Here is an 18,498-nt window from a genome sequence, read left to right as displayed (position 1 = left end):
TCAAGAGAGGATTCGATGACTTACATTGCTGCCGAAAACCGCTATGAATCTATTCCGTATCGCCGCGTAGGCCGCAGTGGGTTGGTGCTGCCGGCACTGTCCCTGGGCCTGTGGCACAACTTTGGCGACAGTACCCCGATCGACACCCAGCGCGCCCTGCTGCGTACGGCGTTCGACCTGGGGATCAACCATTTCGACCTGGCCAACAACTATGGCCCACCGTACGGCAGCGCCGAGATCAACTTCGGCCGTTTGCTGCGCGAAGATTTCAAGCATTACCGCGATGAACTGATCATCTCCAGCAAGGCCGGTTGGGACATGTGGCCCGGCCCTTACGGCCAGGGCGGCGGTTCGCGCAAATACGTACTGGCGAGCCTGGACCAGAGCCTGCAACGCCTGGGCGTCGACTATGTGGACATCTTCTACTCCCACCGCTTTGACGCCGATACCCCGCTGGAAGAAACCGCCAGCGCCCTCGCCACTGCCGTGCAACAAGGCAAGGCGCTGTACATCGGCATCTCTTCCTATTCGGGCGTGAAAACCCGCGAAATCGCCGCCCTGCTCAAAGAGTGGAAAGTGCCGCTGTTGATCCACCAGCCGGCCTACAACCTGCTCAACCGCTGGGTAGAAAAAGACCTGCTGGACACCACCGAAGAACTCGGCGCCGGGGTGATTGCGTTTACGCCGCTGGCCCAGGGTTTGCTGACTGACAAGTACCTCAATGGCGTGCCGGCCGATGCACGGGTCAACCGCCCGGGCGGTGGTTCATTGCAGGCCAAGCATTTGTCGGATGCCAACATTGCCCACGTGCGTGCGCTGAACGAAATTGCCAAGCGCCGTGGTCAGAGCCTGGCACAACTGGCGTTGGCCTGGACGTTGCGAGATCCACGGGTGACCAGCGCGCTGATCGGTGCGAGCCGGCCGGAGCAGATTGTCGAGAACGTCGGTGCGTTGAAGAACCTGAGCTTCAGTGCGGAAGAACTGGCGGAGATCGATCGGTTTGCCCAGGAAGGCGGGATCAACTTGTGGGAAAAGCCATCTTCCGCTGAATAACCTGACATCACTCGGTCAAAAATGTGGGAGCGGGCTTGCTCGCGAAGGCGGTGTATCAGTCAAACATGTATCGACTGACACTCCGCCTTCGCGAGCAAGCCCGCTCCCACATTTGATCTTCGCCGGGGGTTAGAAAGGTACGTCGCCCAAGATGGTCGCCCGATGCATCACCCGCCGCTGCGGCCGGTAATCATCCACCGCGTAGTGCTGGGTCACGCGGTTGTCCCAGAACGCCACGTCATTTTCCTGCCAGCGCCAACGAATGGTGAATTCCGGACGGGTCGCGTGGGCGAACAACAGTTTCAGGATCGCCTCGCTTTCGGCCGGTTCCAGTTCGTTGATCTTGGTGGTGAACCCATCACTGACAAACAGTGACTTACGCCCACTCACCGGGTGCGTGCGCACCACCGGATGGGACAGCGGTGGGTTTTTCTTACGGGTTTCTTCCCAGCGCGCCAGGTCTTCGGCGGTGTTGCCAAAGCGCTCCAGCGGGAAGGACTTGGTGAAGTCGTGGGTAGCCGTCAGCCCGTCGAGCAAACGCTTCAACGGCTCGGACAACGCCTCATACGCCGCAATGCCACTGGCCCACAATGTGTCGCCACCAAACGCGGGTAGCAGTTTGGCGCTCAGCACTGCACCGAGTGCGGGTGTCGGCAGGAAGGTCACGTCGGTGTGCCACACGGCGTTGTCGCGCACGTCGGTGACGGCGGTGTCGAGGATCAGCACTTCAGGCTGTTCCGGCACGTTGGGGTAGATCGGATGGATATGCAGGTCACCAAAATTCGCCGCGAACCGCGCTTGCTGTTGCGGGTTGATCGGCTGATCACGGAAGAACAGCACCGAGTGCTTGAGCAACGCCTGTTCGATGGCATCGCGCTCTTCAATGTTCAACGGCTGGGTGATGTCGACGCCACTGATCAGGGCACCCAATGCGGTGCTGATGGGGGTAACGGTCAGGCTGCTCATGCTGTTCTCACTCAATGTGCCTGGCCATGCCACGGCACTAATTTACGCTGCAGGGCGCGCAGGCCCATTTCCATGGCGAAGGCGATCAGGGCGATGACGAGGATGCCCAGCACCACCACGTCGGTGACCAGGAACTGCGCCGCCGACTGCACCATGAAACCCAGGCCGCTGGTGGCGGCGATCAATTCGGCGGCGACCAGTGTCGACCAGCCCACGCCCAGGCCGATGCGCACGCCAGTCAGGATGTCGGGCAGAGCGCTCGGCAAGATCACGTGGCGGATCAACTGGGCGCGTGTGGCGCCTAACGACTGAGCCGCGCGCAGCTTGGCCGGGTCGACGGTGCGCACGCCGGTCGCGGTGGCGATGGCGATGGGCGCAAAGATTGCCAGGTAAATCAGCAGCACCTTGGACAGCTCGCCAATGCCGCACCAGATCACGATCAGCGGCAGATAGGCCAAGGGCGGAATCGGACGGTAAAACTCGATCAGCGGGTCGAGAATGCCCCGGGCAATAAGGTTGGAACCGATGGCAATCCCCACCGGTACGGCGGTCAGTACGGCAAAGCCCAGGCCCAGGCCGATACGGCTGAGGCTGGCGCCCAGGTGCTGCCACAAGGTGGAATCCATGTAGCCGGTGGTCGCCAGCAGCCAGCCTTTTTGCAGCACGGCCGACGGCGGTGGCAGGAACAACGGTTCAATCAAGCCGGTGGCGGTCACGGCCCACCAGAGGGCCAGCAGCGCGACCAGGGTCAGTACGCTGATCCAGCGGGTGCTCAGGCTGCGGCGCACTGGGATCACCGCGTGTGTCACCGGCTTGGCGACGGTGGCGGGGAGTTCATAGCTGCTCATGCGGACACCTGCCGTTGAGAGAACACTTTGCCCAGCACGTGTTCGCGGGTTTCGATAAAACGCGGGTCGGATTTGATCGCCCGTGCTGATTCGCCCGCCGCGTAGCGCTGGCCGAAGTCCAGGCTCAGGCGTTCGACGATCTGGCCCGGGTTGGGCGCCAGCAAGATCAAGTCAGTGGCGAGGAACACCGCTTCTTCGATGTCGTGGGTAATCAGGAACACCGGCTTGGCCGTGCGTCGCCATACCTGCAGCAGCAACTCTTGCATCTGCTCGCGGGTGAAGGCGTCGAGGGCGCCAAAGGGTTCGTCCATCAACAAGACGCGCGGGTCAGCGGCCAACGCGCGGGCCAGGCCGACGCGTTGCTTCTGCCCGCCCGAGAGTTGCCAGATGCGGCGGCTGTCGAAACCGGCCAGGTCCACCAGCGCCAGCATTTCCCGGGCGCGCACTTCGCGTTGCGCCTTGGGCACGCCGGCCAGCTCCAGGCCGAAGGCGACGTTGGCCAGCACGTCCTGCCAGGGCAGCAGGGCGTCGTCCTGGAACACCACGCCACGTTCGGCGCTGGGGCCCTTGACCGGCACGCCGTCGAGGGTAATGCGCCCGGCGGACGGTTCGACAAAGCCGGCAATCAGGTTCAACAGCGAGGTCTTGCCACTGCCGGACGGGCCGAGGGCCACCAGCAATTGCTGGGGCCCCAGGTCGATTGAGATGTCAGACAGTACCGGTTCTGTGGCGCCTGGGTACTGTGCGCTGATGCGCTCCAGTTGTAGCAAGGCCATCGCGATGAACTCCTGATCAGTTGGTAATGAACTTGGCGCTGACGTAAGGGGCGTAGTCCGGCAGTACCGCGTCGACCTTGCCTTGTTCCTTGAGGAACGCGGCGGTGTCGGTCACGGCCTTGGTGGTCGGCGCGCCCAGCAGGGTCACCTGGTCAGCGGCCAGCGGGTAGACGTTGCCTTGCAGCAGCAACGGGATGTCGCTGGCCTTGGCGCCGGAGAGCTTCACCAGCTTGTCGACGTTGCCTTTGTCAGCGAGCCAGGCTTGTGGGTCTTTGCGGTAGGCGGCGTAGGCGTCCAGGGTGACTTTGGCGAAGGCTGTGACGATTTCCGGGTGCTTCTCGGCAAAGTCCTTACGCACGATCCATGCATCGAAGGTCGGCGCACCGAGCTTGGCCAGCTCGCCGGAGGTGATCAGCACTTTGCCGTTCTCCTTGGCCACGCCCAGGGCGGGGTCCCACACGTAGGTCGCGTCGATGTCGCCGCGCTTCCAGGCGGCGATGATGGCCGGTGGCGCGAGGTTGAGGATGGTGACTTTCGACGGGTCGATGTTCCAGTGCTTCAGCGCGGCCAGCAGGCTGTAGTGGCCGGTGGACACGAACGGCACGGCGACTTTCTTGCCAACCAGGTCCTGTGGGCTGTTGATCCCCGATCCGTTGCGCGCCACCAAGGCTTCGGCACCGCCGATCTGAGTGGCGACGAGGAAGGTTTCCACCGGCACTTTGCGGGTGACGGCGGCGGTCAGCGGGCTGGAACCGAGGTAGCCGATCTGCACGTCACCGGAAGCAATGGCGGCGATGATGTCGGCGCCATTGTCGAATTTGCGCCAGTTGATCTTGGCGTTGGTGGCTTTTTCATACGCGCCGTCGGCCTGGGCGACTTTGGCCGGGTCCACGGTGGTCTGGTAAGCGATGGTCACATCCGCCGCCTGGGCAAACAGGCTGGCACCGGCCAGGGACAATGCGGCCAGGAGACGCAGAGGGGTTAACAGTTTCAAGGGAAGCTCCTCAATCAGGCGGCCGAGGGTCGGCGTGTGAGGAGACTAAATGATCTAAGAATTCGAAAATAAATAACATTTTCGAATTAGCTTATTAGAAGAACAATGCTGCCCTGTAGTGAGCGGGCTTGCCCCGCGCTGGGTGGCGACGCCGCCCTAAAACCTGGCGCCGCGTGTTAACTGAAGCAATGCGGTTGCCTTGTTGGGGCGGCTTCGCCACCCAGCGCGGGGCAAGCCCGCTCACTACAGAGTCTGCATTCGGCGAGTAAGGCTTTAGTTGCTGATGGCCAGGATGCTCGCCTGGTATGACCCGACAAACACATCGAAATCGCCCACTTCGTTCTGCTCCAGCTCCGCTTGTTGCGCCAGCGACGTGCGTGCCAGCTCTTCGAAGCGTGCCTGCTCTTCGGCCGGCAGCGGTTCCTTGCGGAAATGCTCGGCGTGCAGCTGGCTCTGGTGCAGGGAGAACTGCGCAAAACTCTCCTTGCGCTCGGCCATCGCCGCCAACACCTGGGCCGATGGGGTCAGGGACGGGTCCTTGACCTTCGCCAGCTGGGCGTCCAGCGCTTGGCTGTGCTCGGTGATACCGTGGCTTTCATCGAGCAGGGCAGCCAGCGGCGCGATTTTCTCCAACAGCTCGGCGGCCCATTCCTTCATGTCCACTGGCTGGCCATCGCGCTGCAATTGCAGGCCTGGGCGGCGACCTTCCTTGACCACGCTGAGGAAGTTGGACGTGGCATTGCCGCACTCGTTGTTGGCGAACAGCGGGCTGTCGTTCAACGCGCAATACAGCAGGAAGGCGTCGAGGAAACGCGACTCCGGCAGGTCGATGCCCATCGGCAGGAACGGGTTGATATCCAGGCAACGCACTTCGATGTACTGGATGCCACGGGCCATCAGCGCCTGGATCGGGCGCTCGCCGGTGTAGGTCACTCGCTTGGGGCGAATGTTGGAGTAGTACTCGTTTTCGATCTGCAGGATGTTGGTGTTGAGCTGTACCCACTCACCGTCCTTGTGGGTGCCGACTTCGACGTACGGCGCGTAGGGCGTTGCCACCGCTTCACGCAGGCTGTCGGTGTAGCTGTTCAAATCGTTGTAGCACGGCGTGAGGCCGGCCTGGGCGTTGCTCTGGTAACCCAGGTCGCTCATGCGCAGGCTGGTGGCGTACGGCAGGTACAGGGTATCGGCGTCCAGCACTTCGAGCTGGTGCGAGCGACCACGCAGGAAGCCGGCGTCCAGGGCCGGCGAGGCACCGAACAGGTACATCAGCAGCCAGCTGTAGCGGCGGAAGTTGCGGATCAGCGCGATGTAGGCGGTGGACTGGTAGTCGCGATCGGTGCCGACAAACCCTTCGGTTTCCTTGAGCAACGGCCACAGCGCCTCGGGCAACGAGAAGTTGTAGTGGATCCCGGCGATGCACTGCATGGTCTTGCCGTAACGCAAAGCCAGGCCTTTGCGATACACGTACTTGAGCTGTCCGATATTGGACGTGCCGTAGTAGGCAATCGGAATGTCTTCCTCGGCCGGCAACGGGCACGGCATCGAGGGGCTCCACAGGTATTCGCTGCCCAGCTTGGTGTAGGCAAAGCGATGGATCTTGTCCAGGCTGCTCAGGGTATCGGCCGGATTCGGCAGGGCTGGGGTGATGAACTCCAGCAGCGATTCCGAGTAGTCCGTGGTGATCTGTTCGTGGGTCAACGCGGCGCCCAGGGCTTCAGGGTGCGGCGTTTGCGCCAGGCGGCCTTCACCGGTGACGCGTAGGCATTCGCGCTCGATGCCGTGCAAGCACTGCTCTAGCAGGGAGAGGTGTTCGCGCTTGCCGAGCAGAGCCAGGCGGCGGTTGAGAAGTTCGCTCAAGTTGGATTCCTTCACGCGTCAGTCGCCCCAATATGGGGGTGGGCAGGACGGTCTACAAGGGTGAAGTTGAAACTGGCGTTATCGCCTGGTTTTCGAGCCGATTTAACTGGCCCTGAAAGTGCCGACTTCAGTCCCTGAATCTGGCTATCGCGCAGGAAGAAACTTCCGACGCCGCTTTCGCAGCGCCGAAATTAACTCAAATCGAGGGCGGGGAGCTATAGGACAGCGAAGGTGCCTTGTGCTTTTGCGACCAGTTTTTCGTCCTGGTACACATCCGCTTCCACCACCAACGTGCGGCGGCCGGCATGAATCACCCGGCTGGTGCACAGCACGTCGCCCTCTTCGACGGCGCGGATGTAGTTGATTTTGCATTCGATTGTCGCACTCTGCTGGTCAAAACCATGGGAGCTGGAACACGCCAGCCCCATCGTGATGTCCACCAGGCTGAAAATCGCCCCGCCGTGGAGCTTGCCCGCGCGGTTGCGCAGGTGCGGCTCCAGGGTCAGGGCCACCTCTGCAACGCCTTGTTCGAGGCGTTGAAGGCGGCAGCCGATCAGTTCGCTGAACGCGCTCTGGGTCAAACCGGCCGGAATTTCCATCAGCGCTTCTTCAACTGTTTGGCGTTGGCGAACAGCGAGGCCATGGCGTTGTTGCTGGGCGCTGCGGCGGTGGTTTCCTTACGCGGCGCAGTGTTCTGCGACTGACGCGGCGTGGAACCGGGGCGTGCGCCACGGGCACCGTCGATTTTCTCTCCCGGGGTGTCGCTCATGCGCATCGACAGGCCGACGCGTTTACGCGGAATGTCGACTTCCATGACCTTGACCTTGACCACGTCACCGGCCTTCACCGCTTCGCGCGGGTCTTTGATGAATTTCTCCGAAAGCGCGGAGATATGCACCAAACCGTCCTGATGCACGCCGATGTCCACAAAGGCACCGAAGTTGGTCACGTTGGTCACCACGCCTTCGAGGATCATGCCCAGTTGCAGGTCCTTGAGGTCTTCGACGCCATCCTGGAACTCGGCAGTCTTGAACTCGGGGCGCGGGTCGCGGCCAGGCTTCTCCAACTCTTGCAGGATGTCGGTGATGGTCGGCACGCCGAAGGTTTCGTCGGTGTACTTTTTCGGGTCCAGGCGCTTGAGGAACGCGGCGTCGCCGATCAGCGAACGGATGTCGCGGTCGGTCTCGGCAGCGATGCGTTGCACCAGCGGGTAGGCTTCCGGGTGGACCGCCGAGGCGTCCAGCGGGTTGTCGCCGTTCATCACACGCAGGAAGCCGGCAGCTTGTTCGAAGGTTTTTTCGCCCAGGCGTGCAACCTTTTTCAGCGCGGCGCGGGTTTTGAACGCACCGTTTTCATCGCGGTGGGTGACGATGTTCTGCGCCAGGGTGGCATTGAGGCCGGAGATACGGGCCAGCAGCGCCACGGAGGCGGTATTCACGTCCACGCCGACGGCGTTCACGCAGTCTTCCACCACGGCGTCCAGACCGCGCGCCAGTTTCAGCTGCGACACGTCATGCTGGTACTGGCCGACACCGATGGATTTCGGGTCGATTTTCACCAGCTCGGCCAGCGGGTCCTGCAGGCGGCGGGCGATGGACACCGCGCCACGGATCGATACGTCCAGGTCCGGGAACTCCTTGGACGCCAGCTCCGACGCCGAGTACACCGAAGCACCGGCCTCGGAGACCATGACCTTGGTCATCTTCATGGCGGGGTATTTTTTGATCAGCTCGGCGGCCAGCTTGTCGGTCTCGCGGCTGGCGGTGCCGTTGCCGATGGCGATCAGGTCCACGGCGTGCTTGGCGCAGAGGGCGGCCAGGATGGCGAGGGTCTGGTCCCATTTGTTGTGCGGCACGTGCGGGTAGACGGTGGCGTGGTCCAGCAGCTTGCCGGTGGAGTCGACTACCGCCACCTTGCAGCCGGTACGCAGGCCCGGGTCGAGGCCCAGGGTAGCGCGCGGGCCAGCCGGAGCGGCCAGCAGCAGGTCGTGCAGGTTGTGGGCGAACACATTGATCGCCTCGGTTTCGGCGCCGTCGCGCAGCTCGCCCAACAGGTCGGTTTCCAGGTGGGTGTAGAGCTTGACCTTCCAGGTCCAGCGCACAACTTCACCGAGCCACTTGTCCGCAGGACGATTCTGATTCTGGATGCCGAATTGTTGACCGATCATGCCTTCGCACGGGTGCATGGTGCCCGGCAGCTCGTCGCCGACTTTGAGTGCGGAGCTGAGAATGCCTTCGTTGCGGCCACGGAAAATGGCGAGTGCGCGGTGGGACGGCATGCTTTTCAGCGGTTCGTCGTGTTCGAAATAGTCGCGGAACTTGGCGCCCTCTTCCTCTTTGCCGGCGATGACGCGGGCGCTGAGAGTGGCTTCCTGCTTGAGGTAAGTGCGCAGTTTTTCCAGCAGGCTGGCGTCTTCGGCGAAGCGCTCCATGAGGATGTACTTGGCGCCTTCGAGGGCGGCCTTGGTGTCGGCGACGCCTTTTTCGGCATCGATGAAGCGTGCGGCTTCGGTTTCCGGGGTCAGCGACGGGTCGTTGAACAGGCCGTCGGCCAGCTCGCCCAGGCCGGCTTCCAGGGCGATCTGGCCCTTGGTGCGGCGCTTTTGTTTGTAGGGCAGGTAAAGGTCTTCGAGGCGGGTCTTGGTGTCGGCGAGCTTGATGTCGCGCTCAAGTTGTGGGGTCAACTTGCCTTGCTCCTCGATGCTGGCGAGGATGCTGATGCGCCGTTCGTCGAGTTCTCGCAGGTAGCGCAGGCGCTCTTCCAGGTGACGCAGTTGGGTGTCGTCGAGGCTGCCAGTCACTTCTTTACGGTAACGGGCGATGAAAGGCACCGTGGAGCCTTCATCCAGTAGAGCGACGGCCGCTTCGACCTGTTGTGGGCGTACACCGAGTTCCTCGGCGATGCGGCTGTTGATGCTGTCCATAAAACCACCTGAAATTCTGAAAATCAGCTCGCAGGCCCGGAAAACAAGGCCCTGGGAGGCTGGTTGAGCGGCCCGACTGGCGCCGCTGCCTGGGTCAAGAGGCAGCCTATTGACCCTCGAAATCGAAAAAATCACGACAAGCGGGTGAAAAAAAGCCCGGCAGTAAACGGTAACGATCTGACGTTGCCCTGCACGAAGGCGCCGCATTATAACCAGCGTTCTGCACTTGGGGGGTACTGCGCCGGTGGTTGTAGGGCGCGGGTTCGCTGGCGGTGGAGGAAAAATCTGCTAACAATGCACACGGTGCGTATAACGGCAGCTACGCCATAATGCGCGCCGAGATAAGAGGAGCATCTAATGAGCAGCACTGCACAAACTGCTGAAGGCGAAAAAATTCTCATCGTTGATGACGATCCGGGGCTGAGCAGCCTGCTGGAGCGTTTCTTCAACTCCAAGGGTTACCGTGCCCGCGCGGTGCCGAACACCGAACAGATGGACCGCCTGTTGGGGCGTGAGGTGTTCAACCTGGTCGTGCTCGACCTGATGCTGCCCGGCGAAGATGGCCTCACCGCCTGCAAACGCTTGCGTGGCGCGAACAATCAGATTCCCATCATCATGCTCACCGCCAAGGGCGATGAGCTGAGCCGCATCAAGGGCCTCGAGCTGGGCGCCGATGACTACCTGGCCAAGCCGTTCAACCCTGACGAGCTGATGGCACGGGTCAAGGCCGTATTGCGCCGCCAGGCTCCTCCTGTACCAGGCGCACCGGGCAGCGAAGACGAAAGCGTCACCTTTGGCGACTACGAGCTGTCGCTGGCCACCCGTGAACTCAAGCGTGGCGATGAAGTGCACATGTTGACCACCGGCGAATTCGCGGTGCTCAAGGCCCTGGTGATGAACGCTCGCCAACCGCTGACCCGTGACAAGCTGATGAACCTGGCCCGCGGCCGTGAGTGGGACGCGCTGGAACGCTCCATCGACGTGCAGATCTCCCGTCTGCGCCGGATGATCGAGCCGGACCCGTCCAAGCCTCGGTATATCCAGACGGTGTGGGGTGTGGGTTACGTGTTTGTGCCGGATGGCACTGCGACCAAGTGACCCATGATTTGCGGCGGCAGGCATCCCGGTGTTCAGTTTCATGAACATCGACAGGGGGCCGGGCCTCCGCAATTCTGCGAGCGTCGCTCGTTTCTGCAAGGTGCCTAGCTGTCTCCTATGAAAACCCCGTTGTGGTTCCCACAAAGTTTTTTCTCGCGCACCCTTTGGCTGGTGCTGATCGTCGTTCTGTTTTCCAAGGCACTGACACTGGTTTATCTGTTGATGAACGAAGACGTGCTGGTGGATCGACAATACAGCCACGGTGTGGCCCTGACCCTGCGCGCCTATTGGGCCGCCGACCCCGAGAATCGCGAAAAGATCGCCAAGGCCGCCACACTCGTGCGCGTGGCGGGCGCCGGTGTACCCGAGGGCGAGCAGCACTGGCCCTACAGTGAAATCTACCAACGCCAGATGCAGGCCGAACTGGGTGAAGACACCGAGGTTCGGCTGCGCATGCACGTGTCCCCGGCCCTTTGGGTGCGGGCCCCGAGCCTGGGCCAGGACTGGTTGAAAGTACCGTTGTACCCGCATCCGCTGCGTGGGCAGAAGATTTGGAACGTGCTGGGCTGGTTCCTGGCGATCGGGTTGCTTTCAACTGCATCCGCGTGGATTTTCGTGCGTCAACTCAACCAGCCGCTCAAGCGCCTGGTGTTTGCCGCTCGCCAATTGGGGCAGGGACGAAGCGTGCGCTTGCCGGTCAGCGACACGCCCAGCGAGATGACCGAGGTGTACAGCGCGTTCAACCAGATGGCGGAGGACGTCGAACAGGCCGGGCGTGAGCGCGAGTTGATGCTCGCGGGGGTGTCCCATGACCTGCGCACGCCCCTGACGCGTCTGCGGCTTTCACTTGAGCTGATGGGCAACCATAACGACCTGACGGACGACATGGTGCGCGATATCGAGGACATGGACGCGATTCTCGACCAGTTCCTGGCGTTTATCCGTGATGGTCGTGACGAGGTGGTCGAAGAAGTCGACCTGACGGACCTGGTGCGCGAAGTGGTCGCGCCTTACAACCAGAATGGCGAGCAGGTGCGCATGCGCCTGGAGCCTATCCAGCCGTTTGCCTTGCGCCGTGTATCGATGAAGCGTCTGTTGAACAACCTGATCGGCAATGCCTTGCACCATGCCGGCTCGGATGTGGAGGTGGCTGCGTATGTGTCCGGCGACAGCACGGCACCTTACGTGGTGCTCAGCGTGATGGACCGTGGCGCCGGTATCGATCCGGCTGAGCTGGAGGGCATTTTCAACCCGTTCACCCGTGGCGACCGTGCCCGGGGTGGCAAGGGCACCGGACTGGGGTTGGCGATCGTGCGGCGAATTGCTTCGATGCATGGTGGCAACGTTGAGCTGCGCAACCGTGAAGAAGGTGGCCTGGAGGCACGGGTGCGCTTACCGCTGGGGCTGATGTTGCCAAGAGACGCGGTATAAGCAACAACTCAGATCAAATGTGGGAGCGGGCTTGCTCGCGAATGCGGTGTATCAGTTATGTATGTATTGACTGACACCCTGCATTCGCGAGCAAGCCCGCTCCCACATTAATTTGTGGTGTTTCAAAAGCTGTGTTTTATCAGCCCTTGCCCTTGGTCCGAGTCATATTCGGGCCGCCATTCTTCTCAAGATGCTGAATGATGATCCCCGCCACATCCTTGCCGGTGGTGGTCTCAATCCCTTCCAGACCCGGTGATGAGTTCACTTCCATCACCAGCGGCCCATGGTTGGAACGCAAGATATCCACACCCGCCACGCTCAACCCCATCACCTTCGCTGCACGCAATGCGGTCATGCGTTCTTCCGGGGTGATCTTGATCAGGCTGGCGCTGCCGCCACGATGCAGATTGGAGCGGAACTCACCGGGTTTGGCCTGGCGCTTCATCGCTGCAATCACCTTGTCGCCCACCACAAAGCAGCGGATGTCGGCACCACCGGCCTCCTTGATGTATTCCTGCACCATGATGTTCTGCTTGAGACCCATGAAGGCCTCGATCACCGACTCTGCAGCGGTGGCGGTTTCACAGAGCACCACGCCGATGCCCTGAGTGCCTTCCAGCACTTTGATCACCAGCGGCGCGCCGTTGACCATCTCGATCAGGTCGGGGATGTCGTCCGGGGAGTGGGCAAAGCCGGTGACGGGCAGGCCGATCCCCCGGCGTGACAACAGTTGCAGTGAACGCAGCTTGTCCCGCGAGCGCGCAATGGCTACGGACTCATTCAGGGGGAACACCCCCATCATTTCAAACTGGCGCAGCACCGCGCAGCCGTAGAACGTCACCGAGGCGCCGATACGCGGGATCACCGCATCGAAACCTTCCAGCGGCTTGCCCCGGTAGTGGATCTGCGGCTTGTGGCTGGCAATGTTCATGTAGGCACGCAACGTGTCGATCACCACCATTTCGTGGCCACGTTCGGTGCCGGCCTCAACCAGGCGGCGGGTGGAATACAGACGCGGATTTCGCGACAGCACAGCAATCTTCATGCAGCACCTGGGGCAGAAAGGGTAGAGACCGGGAACACCGGCTTGTCTTGAACGTATTTGACGCCGGGATTGACCACCAGCTGGCCGTCAATCAACGCCTTGGAACCCAGCAGCAGGCGGTAGCGCATGGCCTTGCGGCAGGCCAGGGTGAACTCCACCCGCCACACCCGGTCGCCCAGCGCCAGGGTGGTGCTGATCACATAGCGAACCTGCGCGTGGCCGTTGGAGCTCTTGATGGTTTTCATCGTCACCAGGGGCGCTTCGCAGCGGCGGTGACGCAGTTGCACCACGCTGCCCAGGTGCGCGGTAAAGCGCACCCACTTCTCACCGTCGCGCTCAAACGGCTCGATGTCGGTGGCATGTAGGCTGGAGGTGCTGGCGCCGGTGTCGATCTTCGCGCGCAGGCCCGCCACTCCCAAATCGGGGAGTGCCACCCACTCACGCAGACCCACAACGGTCAAATGGTCAAATGTCTTCAATATGGGTAACCGATCAATTCGCCCAGGCGCGAGGGGAAACCTCAACCAGGGCATTGAATGCAGGTTTGGCGAACCAATAGCCCTGCATCAGAAATATTCCGCAGTCAGACAGGAAGTCACGCTCTCCGGCACTTTCGATACCTTCGGCGATGACAGTAACGCCCAACTGCTCACAGATTGTGACAATCCCCTGAACGATGACTTGGCGGACGCGATCCTGGTCGACATCGCGGATCAGTGCCATGTCGAGTTTGATCAAGTCAGGTTGGAAATCGGCCAGCAGGTTCAGCCCCGAATAGCCCGCACCGAAGTCGTCGATGGCGGTCTTGAAGCCGAATTCGCGGTATTCACGCAGAATATTGGTCAAATGGCGATTGTTATCTACATGCTCGCTTTCGAGGGTCTCGAAAATCAGCCTGTCCAGCGGAAAATTATGCGCGCGGGCTGCTTCCAGCGTACTGCGGATGCAGAGTTCTGGCCGGTACACGGCGTTGGGCATGAAGTTGATCGAAAGGTGGGTTTGCATTCCCAATGCAGCGGCCCCGGCGATCGCCTGTGTACGGCAGCGCTGATCGAAACGGTAGCGATTGCTTTCATTCACCTTGTCCAGCACCGACAACGCGCCTTCGCCATGAGTGCCGCGCACCAATGCTTCGTGGGCAAAAATCGACTTGTCGCGCAGGTCTACGATAGGTTGATAAGCGAAGGCAAAATCGAAACCCAAGGGCTCGCTTTGCTGGCAGCCCGTGCAACGCTGGTCTGGCGAGGTGAGTGAAGTTGGAAAATCGGTCACAGCGTATCCTCGCGAAAACAGGGGGGGCTACCTGGCGTATCTTAGGTGAGCCTTGGGGTTTATGCGTCGAAGGGTTTCAACGGTACAGTTGCGACATTTTTCAGAGCGAGGAATTCAAGTGGCTCAAAAGCAGGAAGAGGAAGAAAAGGTCCGTCTGGACAAGTGGTTGTGGGCCGCGCGTTTCTATAAGACGCGTGCCCTGGCCAAGGCCGCCATCGAGAGCGGCAAGGTGCACCATCGTGGTGAGCGCTGCAAGCCGGGCAAGGAACCGCGCATCGGCGATGAATTCCAGATTCGCACCGGTTTTGATGAAAAGACCATCGTGGTCCAGGCGCTTTCCATCGTGCGCCGTGGGGCGCCCGAAGCGCAGACGCTGTATGCCGAGACCGAAGCCAGCATCGCCAAGCGCGAAAATGCGGCGGCGATGCGCAAGGCCGGTGCCATGGGCTTGAGCACCGACGGCAAGCCGAGCAAGAAACAACGCCGCGACCTGTTCAAGTTTCGCGGCAGCGGCAATGATGACTGATTGTGCAAATCTCCAGTGCGAAGGAGATCAAGTGTGGGAGCCGGCTTGCCCGCTACGGTGTCAGTTCAGTCGGCATCCAGGCCTCTGACCCAACGCTATCGCAGGCACGCCAGTTCCCACATGCGCCAGCGGTGTTATGCGGTTGTGCGCAAGACGCTCAATCGTCCAAGCAGAGGTAGCCTGCCCATCAACTCAAACACCGGCGCCGTCACCCGCAGCAACCCACTCGATACCTTTGCCGCAAACGGCGTGTAGTACCCCCACCCCAGCGCCAACAACGCCAGCAGTACGCCGCCGATATAGTCGTCCTGGCCCCAATGCGCTCCCGCCACCAGCCGCGGCATCATGAACAGCAGCGCCAGGCCCCAGATCACCAGGGTCTGGCCGATGCGTTTGGCGAATACCGTCATGAACATGCCCCAGATCAGCAACACCGAGGCGTGATCACCGGGAAAACTCTGGCTCGAACGGTCCTTCAATTCCCAAGCTTTCTCCAATGCCGGGAAGTAGTCGCTCATCTGGATCGCCCCGCTGATCACCATCGACGGGCTGCTGTGTTGCCAGCCCAGCTGTGCCACGAGTTTGGAAAACAGCATGCGGATAAACAGCAATAGCAGCAGAATGCCGATAAAACCCAACAGTGCCTGACGCACCTGCACGGCCTTGAATACCCAATCGCCGCGAATCAACAGTGTCAGCAGGATGACCCCGACCACCGCATCGAACGGTCGCAAGCTGGCGACAGCCCACACATGCAGCCAGGCCGAGTTGCTCGCCAGGGGATCATTGAGCAGATGAAACAGCCATTCGTCGAAAATCACACACAGCATCTGGCCCGTGGGCCACAGCCAAAAACACAGCAGCCCGATAGCGAGTAGATTGCAAAGGGCCCATCTCCCGAGGTTCCACTTGGCTTGGAACAAACTCGGATTGTTCATAAACTGTCCTCCAACGGCTCTAGAAAACCGCACCAAAATGGTGCTAAAGCGTTTAATTCTATAAACCTCGTAATCAATTTGTCATCAATTCAGATACCCAGACCTATGACTGATCTACCGGATACCGACTTCACCCAACGCTTCATCTTCGACGAGACCGACGCCCGTGGCGAACTGGTGTCGCTGGAGCGCAGCTATGCCGAAGTCCTCGCCAAGCACCCCTATCCGGAGCCGGTCGCGCAACTGCTCGGTGAGCTGATGGCGGCGGCGGCGCTGCTGGTGGGCACGATGAAGTTCGACGGCTTGCTGATCCTGCAGGCGCGCTCCGAAGGCCCGGTGCCGATGCTGATGATTGAATGCTCCAGCGAGCGCGAAATCCGCGGCCTGGCCCGCTACGAAGCCGACCAGATCTCCCCGGACGCCACGTTGTCCGACCTGATGGCCAACGGTGTGTTGGCAATCACCGTCGACCCGACCGAGGGGCAGCGCTACCAAGGCATCGTCGACCTGGACGGTGAAACCCTGTCGGACTGCTTCACCAACTATTTCGTGATGTCCCAGCAGGTCGGCACCAAGTTCTGGCTCAACGCCGATGGCAAGCGCGCCCGTGGCCTGCTGTTGCAGCAATTGCCGGCCGACCGCATCAAGGACGAAGACGAGCGCACCGACAGCTGGCGCAAGCTGACGGCCCTGGCCGGCACCCTGACCGCTGAAGAGCTGTTGGGCCTGGACAACGAAACCATCCTGCACCGCCTGTATCACGAGGAGGCCGTGCGACTGTTTGACGCACAGAGCCTGCGCTTCCATTGCAGCTGCTCGCGCGAGCGTTCGGCCAATGCCTTGGTCAGCCTGGGCCTGGAAGATGCGCAGAATCTGGTGGTGGAGCACGGTGGCAATATCGAGATCGACTGCCAGTTCTGCAACCAGCGCTACCTGTTCGATGCGGCTGATGTAGCCCAATTGTTCGCCGGAGCAGGCATCGACACCCCTTCCGACACCCGCCACTAAAACGTTTAAGCACAGGTAAATCACCTGACAAACGCCGGATTAGCGCAGTTCTGACGGGAGGGCCCTACTCTTTTTGGGCTTTTCTGGCATAATCCGGCCCACTTTTTTCGCGGTAGTAGTGCGCAACTTTCTACTACAAAACGTTTGGAGCACTCGGCCATAGGCCGACGGGGAACCTCATGACGCAAGCCAATAACGCCGTATACACCGATCTGAGTGTTGACGATCTGGTCAAAGAAGCCCTGCAGCGCGGTGAAGGCGTGCTTGCCGATACTGGCGCGCTGGTCGTAGAAACCGGTCACCGTACCGGTCGTTCGCCAGTCGACCGTTTCATCGTTGAAGAGCCGACCACCCAGGACGCTATCGCCTGGGGCCCGATCAACCGCAAGTTCCCGGCCGACAAGTTCGATGCCCTGTGGGCTCGCGTCGAGGCCTTCAACAACGCGCAAGAGCATTTCGTTTCCCACGTTCACGTTGGTGCTGCGCACGACCACTACCTGGCCGTGAAAATGACCACCCAGACTGCCTGGCAGAACCTGTTCGGTCGTTGCTTGTTCATCAACCCGGCCCAGTACAACCCGGCCGGTCGCGAAGAGTGGCAAGTGCTCAACGTGGCCAACTTCGAGTGCGTGCCAGAGCGTGACGGCACCAACTCCGACGGTTGCGTGATCCTCAACTTCGCGCAGAAGAAAGTGCTGATCGCCGGCATGCGTTACGCCGGTGAGATGAAAAAAGCCATGTTCTCGGTGCAGAACTTCCTGCTGCCGGCTTCCGACGTGCTGCCAATGCACTGCGCCGCCAACATCGGCGAAGCAGGCGACGTGACCCTGTTCTTCGGTCTGTCGGGCACCGGTAAAACCACCCTGTCGGCCGACGAAAGCCGTTACCTGATCGGTGACGACGAACACGGCTGGGGCGAAGGCGTGGTGTTCAACATCGAAGGCGGTTGCTATGCCAAGTGCATCGACCTGTCCGAGAAGAACGAGCCGGTTATCTGGAAAGCCATCAAGCACGGCGCCGTGCTGGAAAACGTGGTGATCGACGATGCCAAGCACGCCGACTACACCAACGTCAGCCTGACCCAGAACAGCCGTGCCGCCTACCCGCTGGAGCACGTGGCCAAGCGTTCCGAGAAGAACCTGGGCGGCGAGCCGAACGCAGTGATCTTCCTGACCTGCGACCTGACTGGTGTCCTGCCACCGGTGTCCATCCTCAGCGAAGAACAAGCGGCCTACCACTTCCTGTCCGGTTACACCGCACTGGTGGGCTCGACCGAAATGGGTTCCGGCGGCGGCATCAAGTCGACCTTCTCCACCTGCTTCGGCGCCCCGTTCTTCCCGCGCCCGGCTGGCGAATACGCTGAGTTGCTGATCAAGCGCATCCGTGGCTTCGGCTCCAAGGTCTACCTGGTCAACACTGGCTGGACTGGCGGCGGCTACGGCGTCGGCAAGCGCTTCAACATCCCGACCACTCGCGGCGTCATCGCAGCGATCCAGAGCGGCGCGCTGGTGGGTGCTGAAACCGAACACCTCGACACCATCAACCTCGACGTGCCATTGGCCGTACCGGGCGTTGAGACTGGCCTGTTGAACCCACGTAACACCTGGGCTGACAAAGCGGCCTACGACGAAGCGGCGAAGGCACTGGCGGGTCTGTTCATCGAGAACTTCAAGAAGTTTGAAGTGAGCGATGCGATCAAGGCAGCCGGTCCTAAGTTGTAAGATTCGGTTGTTGTGAAAAAGCCGCCCTCAGGGGCGGCTTTT

General features: G+C 61.1%; 17 protein-coding genes. 6 read left to right on the top strand and 11 right to left on the bottom strand.

Annotated elements, in window-relative coordinates; genetic code table 11:
• The first annotated feature begins 15 nt into the window (after positions 1-15).
• Positions 16-1,053: an L-glyceraldehyde 3-phosphate reductase gene (gene mgrA / locus ACVWVP_RS08405; RefSeq protein ID WP_178918929.1), complete on the top strand. Its 1,038-nt coding sequence runs from the start codon at positions 16-18 to the stop codon at positions 1,051-1,053.
• A 129-nt stretch (positions 1,054-1,182) separates the two neighbouring features.
• On the opposite strand, the gene tauD is transcribed toward mgrA, so the two are convergent.
• The 7 genes from tauD to ACVWVP_RS08370 all read right to left on the bottom strand — a co-directional run bounded on the left by tauD (position 1,183) and on the right by ACVWVP_RS08370 (position 9,417).
• Positions 1,183-2,019 carry a taurine dioxygenase gene (tauD, locus tag ACVWVP_RS08400; protein ID WP_178918927.1) on the bottom strand — a complete coding sequence of 279 codons (837 nt, stop codon included), beginning with the start codon at positions 2,017-2,019 and terminating at the stop codon, positions 1,183-1,185.
• Positions 2,020-2,030: 11 nt separating this feature from the next.
• Positions 2,031-2,867, bottom strand: coding sequence for a taurine ABC transporter permease TauC (gene tauC, locus ACVWVP_RS08395; protein ID WP_457405214.1), 837 nt, complete (start codon positions 2,865-2,867; stop codon positions 2,031-2,033).
• On the bottom strand, positions 2,864-3,643 hold the full coding sequence (gene tauB / locus ACVWVP_RS08390; RefSeq protein WP_457405212.1) for a taurine ABC transporter ATP-binding subunit: 780 nt from the start codon (positions 3,641-3,643) through the stop codon (positions 2,864-2,866). The genes tauC and tauB overlap by 4 nt, the downstream gene beginning before the upstream one ends.
• A gap of 16 nt (positions 3,644-3,659) precedes the next feature.
• Entirely contained in the window at positions 3,660-4,637 is a 978-nt protein-coding gene (gene tauA / locus ACVWVP_RS08385) for a taurine ABC transporter substrate-binding protein (protein ID WP_457405210.1), read from the bottom strand.
• A gap of 273 nt (positions 4,638-4,910) precedes the next feature.
• A complete protein-coding gene (gene gshA, locus ACVWVP_RS08380) occupies positions 4,911-6,494 on the bottom strand; it encodes a glutamate--cysteine ligase (protein ID WP_457405208.1) in 1,584 nt (527 codons plus the stop codon).
• Positions 6,495-6,709: 215 nt separating this feature from the next.
• Positions 6,710-7,093, bottom strand: a complete 384-nt coding sequence (locus ACVWVP_RS08375; protein ID WP_178918919.1) for a PaaI family thioesterase — start codon at positions 7,091-7,093, stop codon at positions 6,710-6,712.
• Positions 7,093-9,417 carry a Tex family protein gene (locus ACVWVP_RS08370; protein ID WP_178918917.1) on the bottom strand — a complete coding sequence of 775 codons (2,325 nt, stop codon included), beginning with the start codon at positions 9,415-9,417 and terminating at the stop codon, positions 7,093-7,095. The genes ACVWVP_RS08375 and ACVWVP_RS08370 overlap by 1 nt, the downstream gene beginning before the upstream one ends.
• 357 nt (positions 9,418-9,774) lie before the next feature.
• Between ACVWVP_RS08370 and ompR the strand changes: the two genes are divergently transcribed.
• Entirely contained in the window at positions 9,775-10,515 is a 741-nt protein-coding gene (gene ompR, locus ACVWVP_RS08365; RefSeq protein ID WP_015373500.1) for an osmolarity response regulator transcription factor OmpR, read from the top strand.
• Positions 10,516-10,632: 117 nt separating this feature from the next.
• Positions 10,633-11,946 carry an ATP-binding protein gene (locus tag ACVWVP_RS08360; RefSeq protein ID WP_176997353.1) on the top strand — a complete coding sequence of 438 codons (1,314 nt, stop codon included), beginning with the start codon at positions 10,633-10,635 and terminating at the stop codon, positions 11,944-11,946.
• A gap of 139 nt (positions 11,947-12,085) precedes the next feature.
• Here ACVWVP_RS08360 and rimK read toward each other — a convergent pair whose 3' ends face one another.
• The 3 genes from rimK to rimA are packed head-to-tail and all read right to left on the bottom strand — an operon-like array spanning position 12,086 to position 14,263.
• Positions 12,086-12,991: a 30S ribosomal protein S6--L-glutamate ligase gene (rimK, locus tag ACVWVP_RS08355; RefSeq protein WP_003187674.1), complete on the bottom strand. Its 906-nt coding sequence runs from the start codon at positions 12,989-12,991 to the stop codon at positions 12,086-12,088.
• On the bottom strand, positions 12,988-13,470 hold the full coding sequence (rimB, locus tag ACVWVP_RS08350; RefSeq protein WP_256732803.1) for a retropepsin-like aspartic endopeptidase RimB: 483 nt from the start codon (positions 13,468-13,470) through the stop codon (positions 12,988-12,990). The genes rimK and rimB overlap by 4 nt, the downstream gene beginning before the upstream one ends.
• A gap of 13 nt (positions 13,471-13,483) precedes the next feature.
• A complete protein-coding gene (gene rimA / locus ACVWVP_RS08345) occupies positions 13,484-14,263 on the bottom strand; it encodes a S6 modification regulatory phosphodiesterase RimA (protein WP_259172812.1) in 780 nt (259 codons plus the stop codon).
• A 118-nt stretch (positions 14,264-14,381) separates the two neighbouring features.
• Between rimA and ACVWVP_RS08340 the strand changes: the two genes are divergently transcribed.
• The gene (locus ACVWVP_RS08340; RefSeq protein ID WP_178918914.1) at positions 14,382-14,789 is read left to right on the top strand and encodes an RNA-binding S4 domain-containing protein; all 408 of its coding nucleotides are present in this window, start codon (positions 14,382-14,384) and stop codon (positions 14,787-14,789) included.
• Positions 14,790-14,923: 134 nt separating this feature from the next.
• Here the strand turns inward: ACVWVP_RS08340 and ACVWVP_RS08335 are convergent, their stop codons facing one another.
• A complete protein-coding gene (locus tag ACVWVP_RS08335; protein ID WP_178918912.1) occupies positions 14,924-15,727 on the bottom strand; it encodes a phosphatase PAP2 family protein in 804 nt (267 codons plus the stop codon).
• Positions 15,728-15,832: 105 nt separating this feature from the next.
• Between ACVWVP_RS08335 and hslO the strand changes: the two genes are divergently transcribed.
• Positions 15,833-16,735 (top strand): Hsp33 family molecular chaperone HslO, encoded by a 903-nt coding sequence (hslO, locus tag ACVWVP_RS08330; protein WP_178918911.1) that lies wholly within the window; start codon positions 15,833-15,835, stop codon positions 16,733-16,735.
• Positions 16,736-16,914: 179 nt separating this feature from the next.
• Entirely contained in the window at positions 16,915-18,456 is a 1,542-nt protein-coding gene (locus ACVWVP_RS08325; RefSeq protein WP_178918909.1) for a phosphoenolpyruvate carboxykinase, read from the top strand.
• The last annotated feature ends 42 nt before the right edge of the window (positions 18,457-18,498 follow it).

The sequence above is a fragment of the Pseudomonas sp. TE24901 genome (assembly GCF_054058375.1).
Note: the sequence above shows the minus strand (reverse complement) of the source record. Positions and strands in the feature narration are given on the sequence as shown.

What these genes read in the sequence shown, in the direction of transcription:
- mgrA (WP_178918929.1), top strand. Translation starts at nt 16, where the DNA reads ATGACTTACATTGCTGCCGAAAACCGCTATGAATCTATTCCGTATCGC.
- tauD (WP_178918927.1), bottom strand. Translation starts at nt 2,019, where the DNA reads ATGAGCAGCCTGACCGTTACCCCCATCAGCACCGCATTGGGTGCCCTG.
- tauC (WP_457405214.1), bottom strand. Translation starts at nt 2,867, where the DNA reads ATGAGCAGCTATGAACTCCCCGCCACCGTCGCCAAGCCGGTGACACAC.
- tauB (WP_457405212.1), bottom strand. Translation starts at nt 3,643, where the DNA reads ATGGCCTTGCTACAACTGGAGCGCATCAGCGCACAGTACCCAGGCGCC.
- ACVWVP_RS08375 (WP_178918919.1), bottom strand. Translation starts at nt 7,093, where the DNA reads ATGGAAATTCCGGCCGGTTTGACCCAGAGCGCGTTCAGCGAACTGATC.
- ACVWVP_RS08370 (WP_178918917.1), bottom strand. Translation starts at nt 9,417, where the DNA reads ATGGACAGCATCAACAGCCGCATCGCCGAGGAACTCGGTGTACGCCCA.
- ompR (WP_015373500.1), top strand. Translation starts at nt 9,775, where the DNA reads ATGAGCAGCACTGCACAAACTGCTGAAGGCGAAAAAATTCTCATCGTT.
- ACVWVP_RS08360 (WP_176997353.1), top strand. Translation starts at nt 10,633, where the DNA reads ATGAAAACCCCGTTGTGGTTCCCACAAAGTTTTTTCTCGCGCACCCTT.
- rimK (WP_003187674.1), bottom strand. Translation starts at nt 12,991, where the DNA reads ATGAAGATTGCTGTGCTGTCGCGAAATCCGCGTCTGTATTCCACCCGC.
- ACVWVP_RS08335 (WP_178918912.1), bottom strand. Translation starts at nt 15,727, where the DNA reads ATGAACAATCCGAGTTTGTTCCAAGCCAAGTGGAACCTCGGGAGATGG.
- hslO (WP_178918911.1), top strand. Translation starts at nt 15,833, where the DNA reads ATGACTGATCTACCGGATACCGACTTCACCCAACGCTTCATCTTCGAC.
- ACVWVP_RS08325 (WP_178918909.1), top strand. Translation starts at nt 16,915, where the DNA reads ATGACGCAAGCCAATAACGCCGTATACACCGATCTGAGTGTTGACGAT.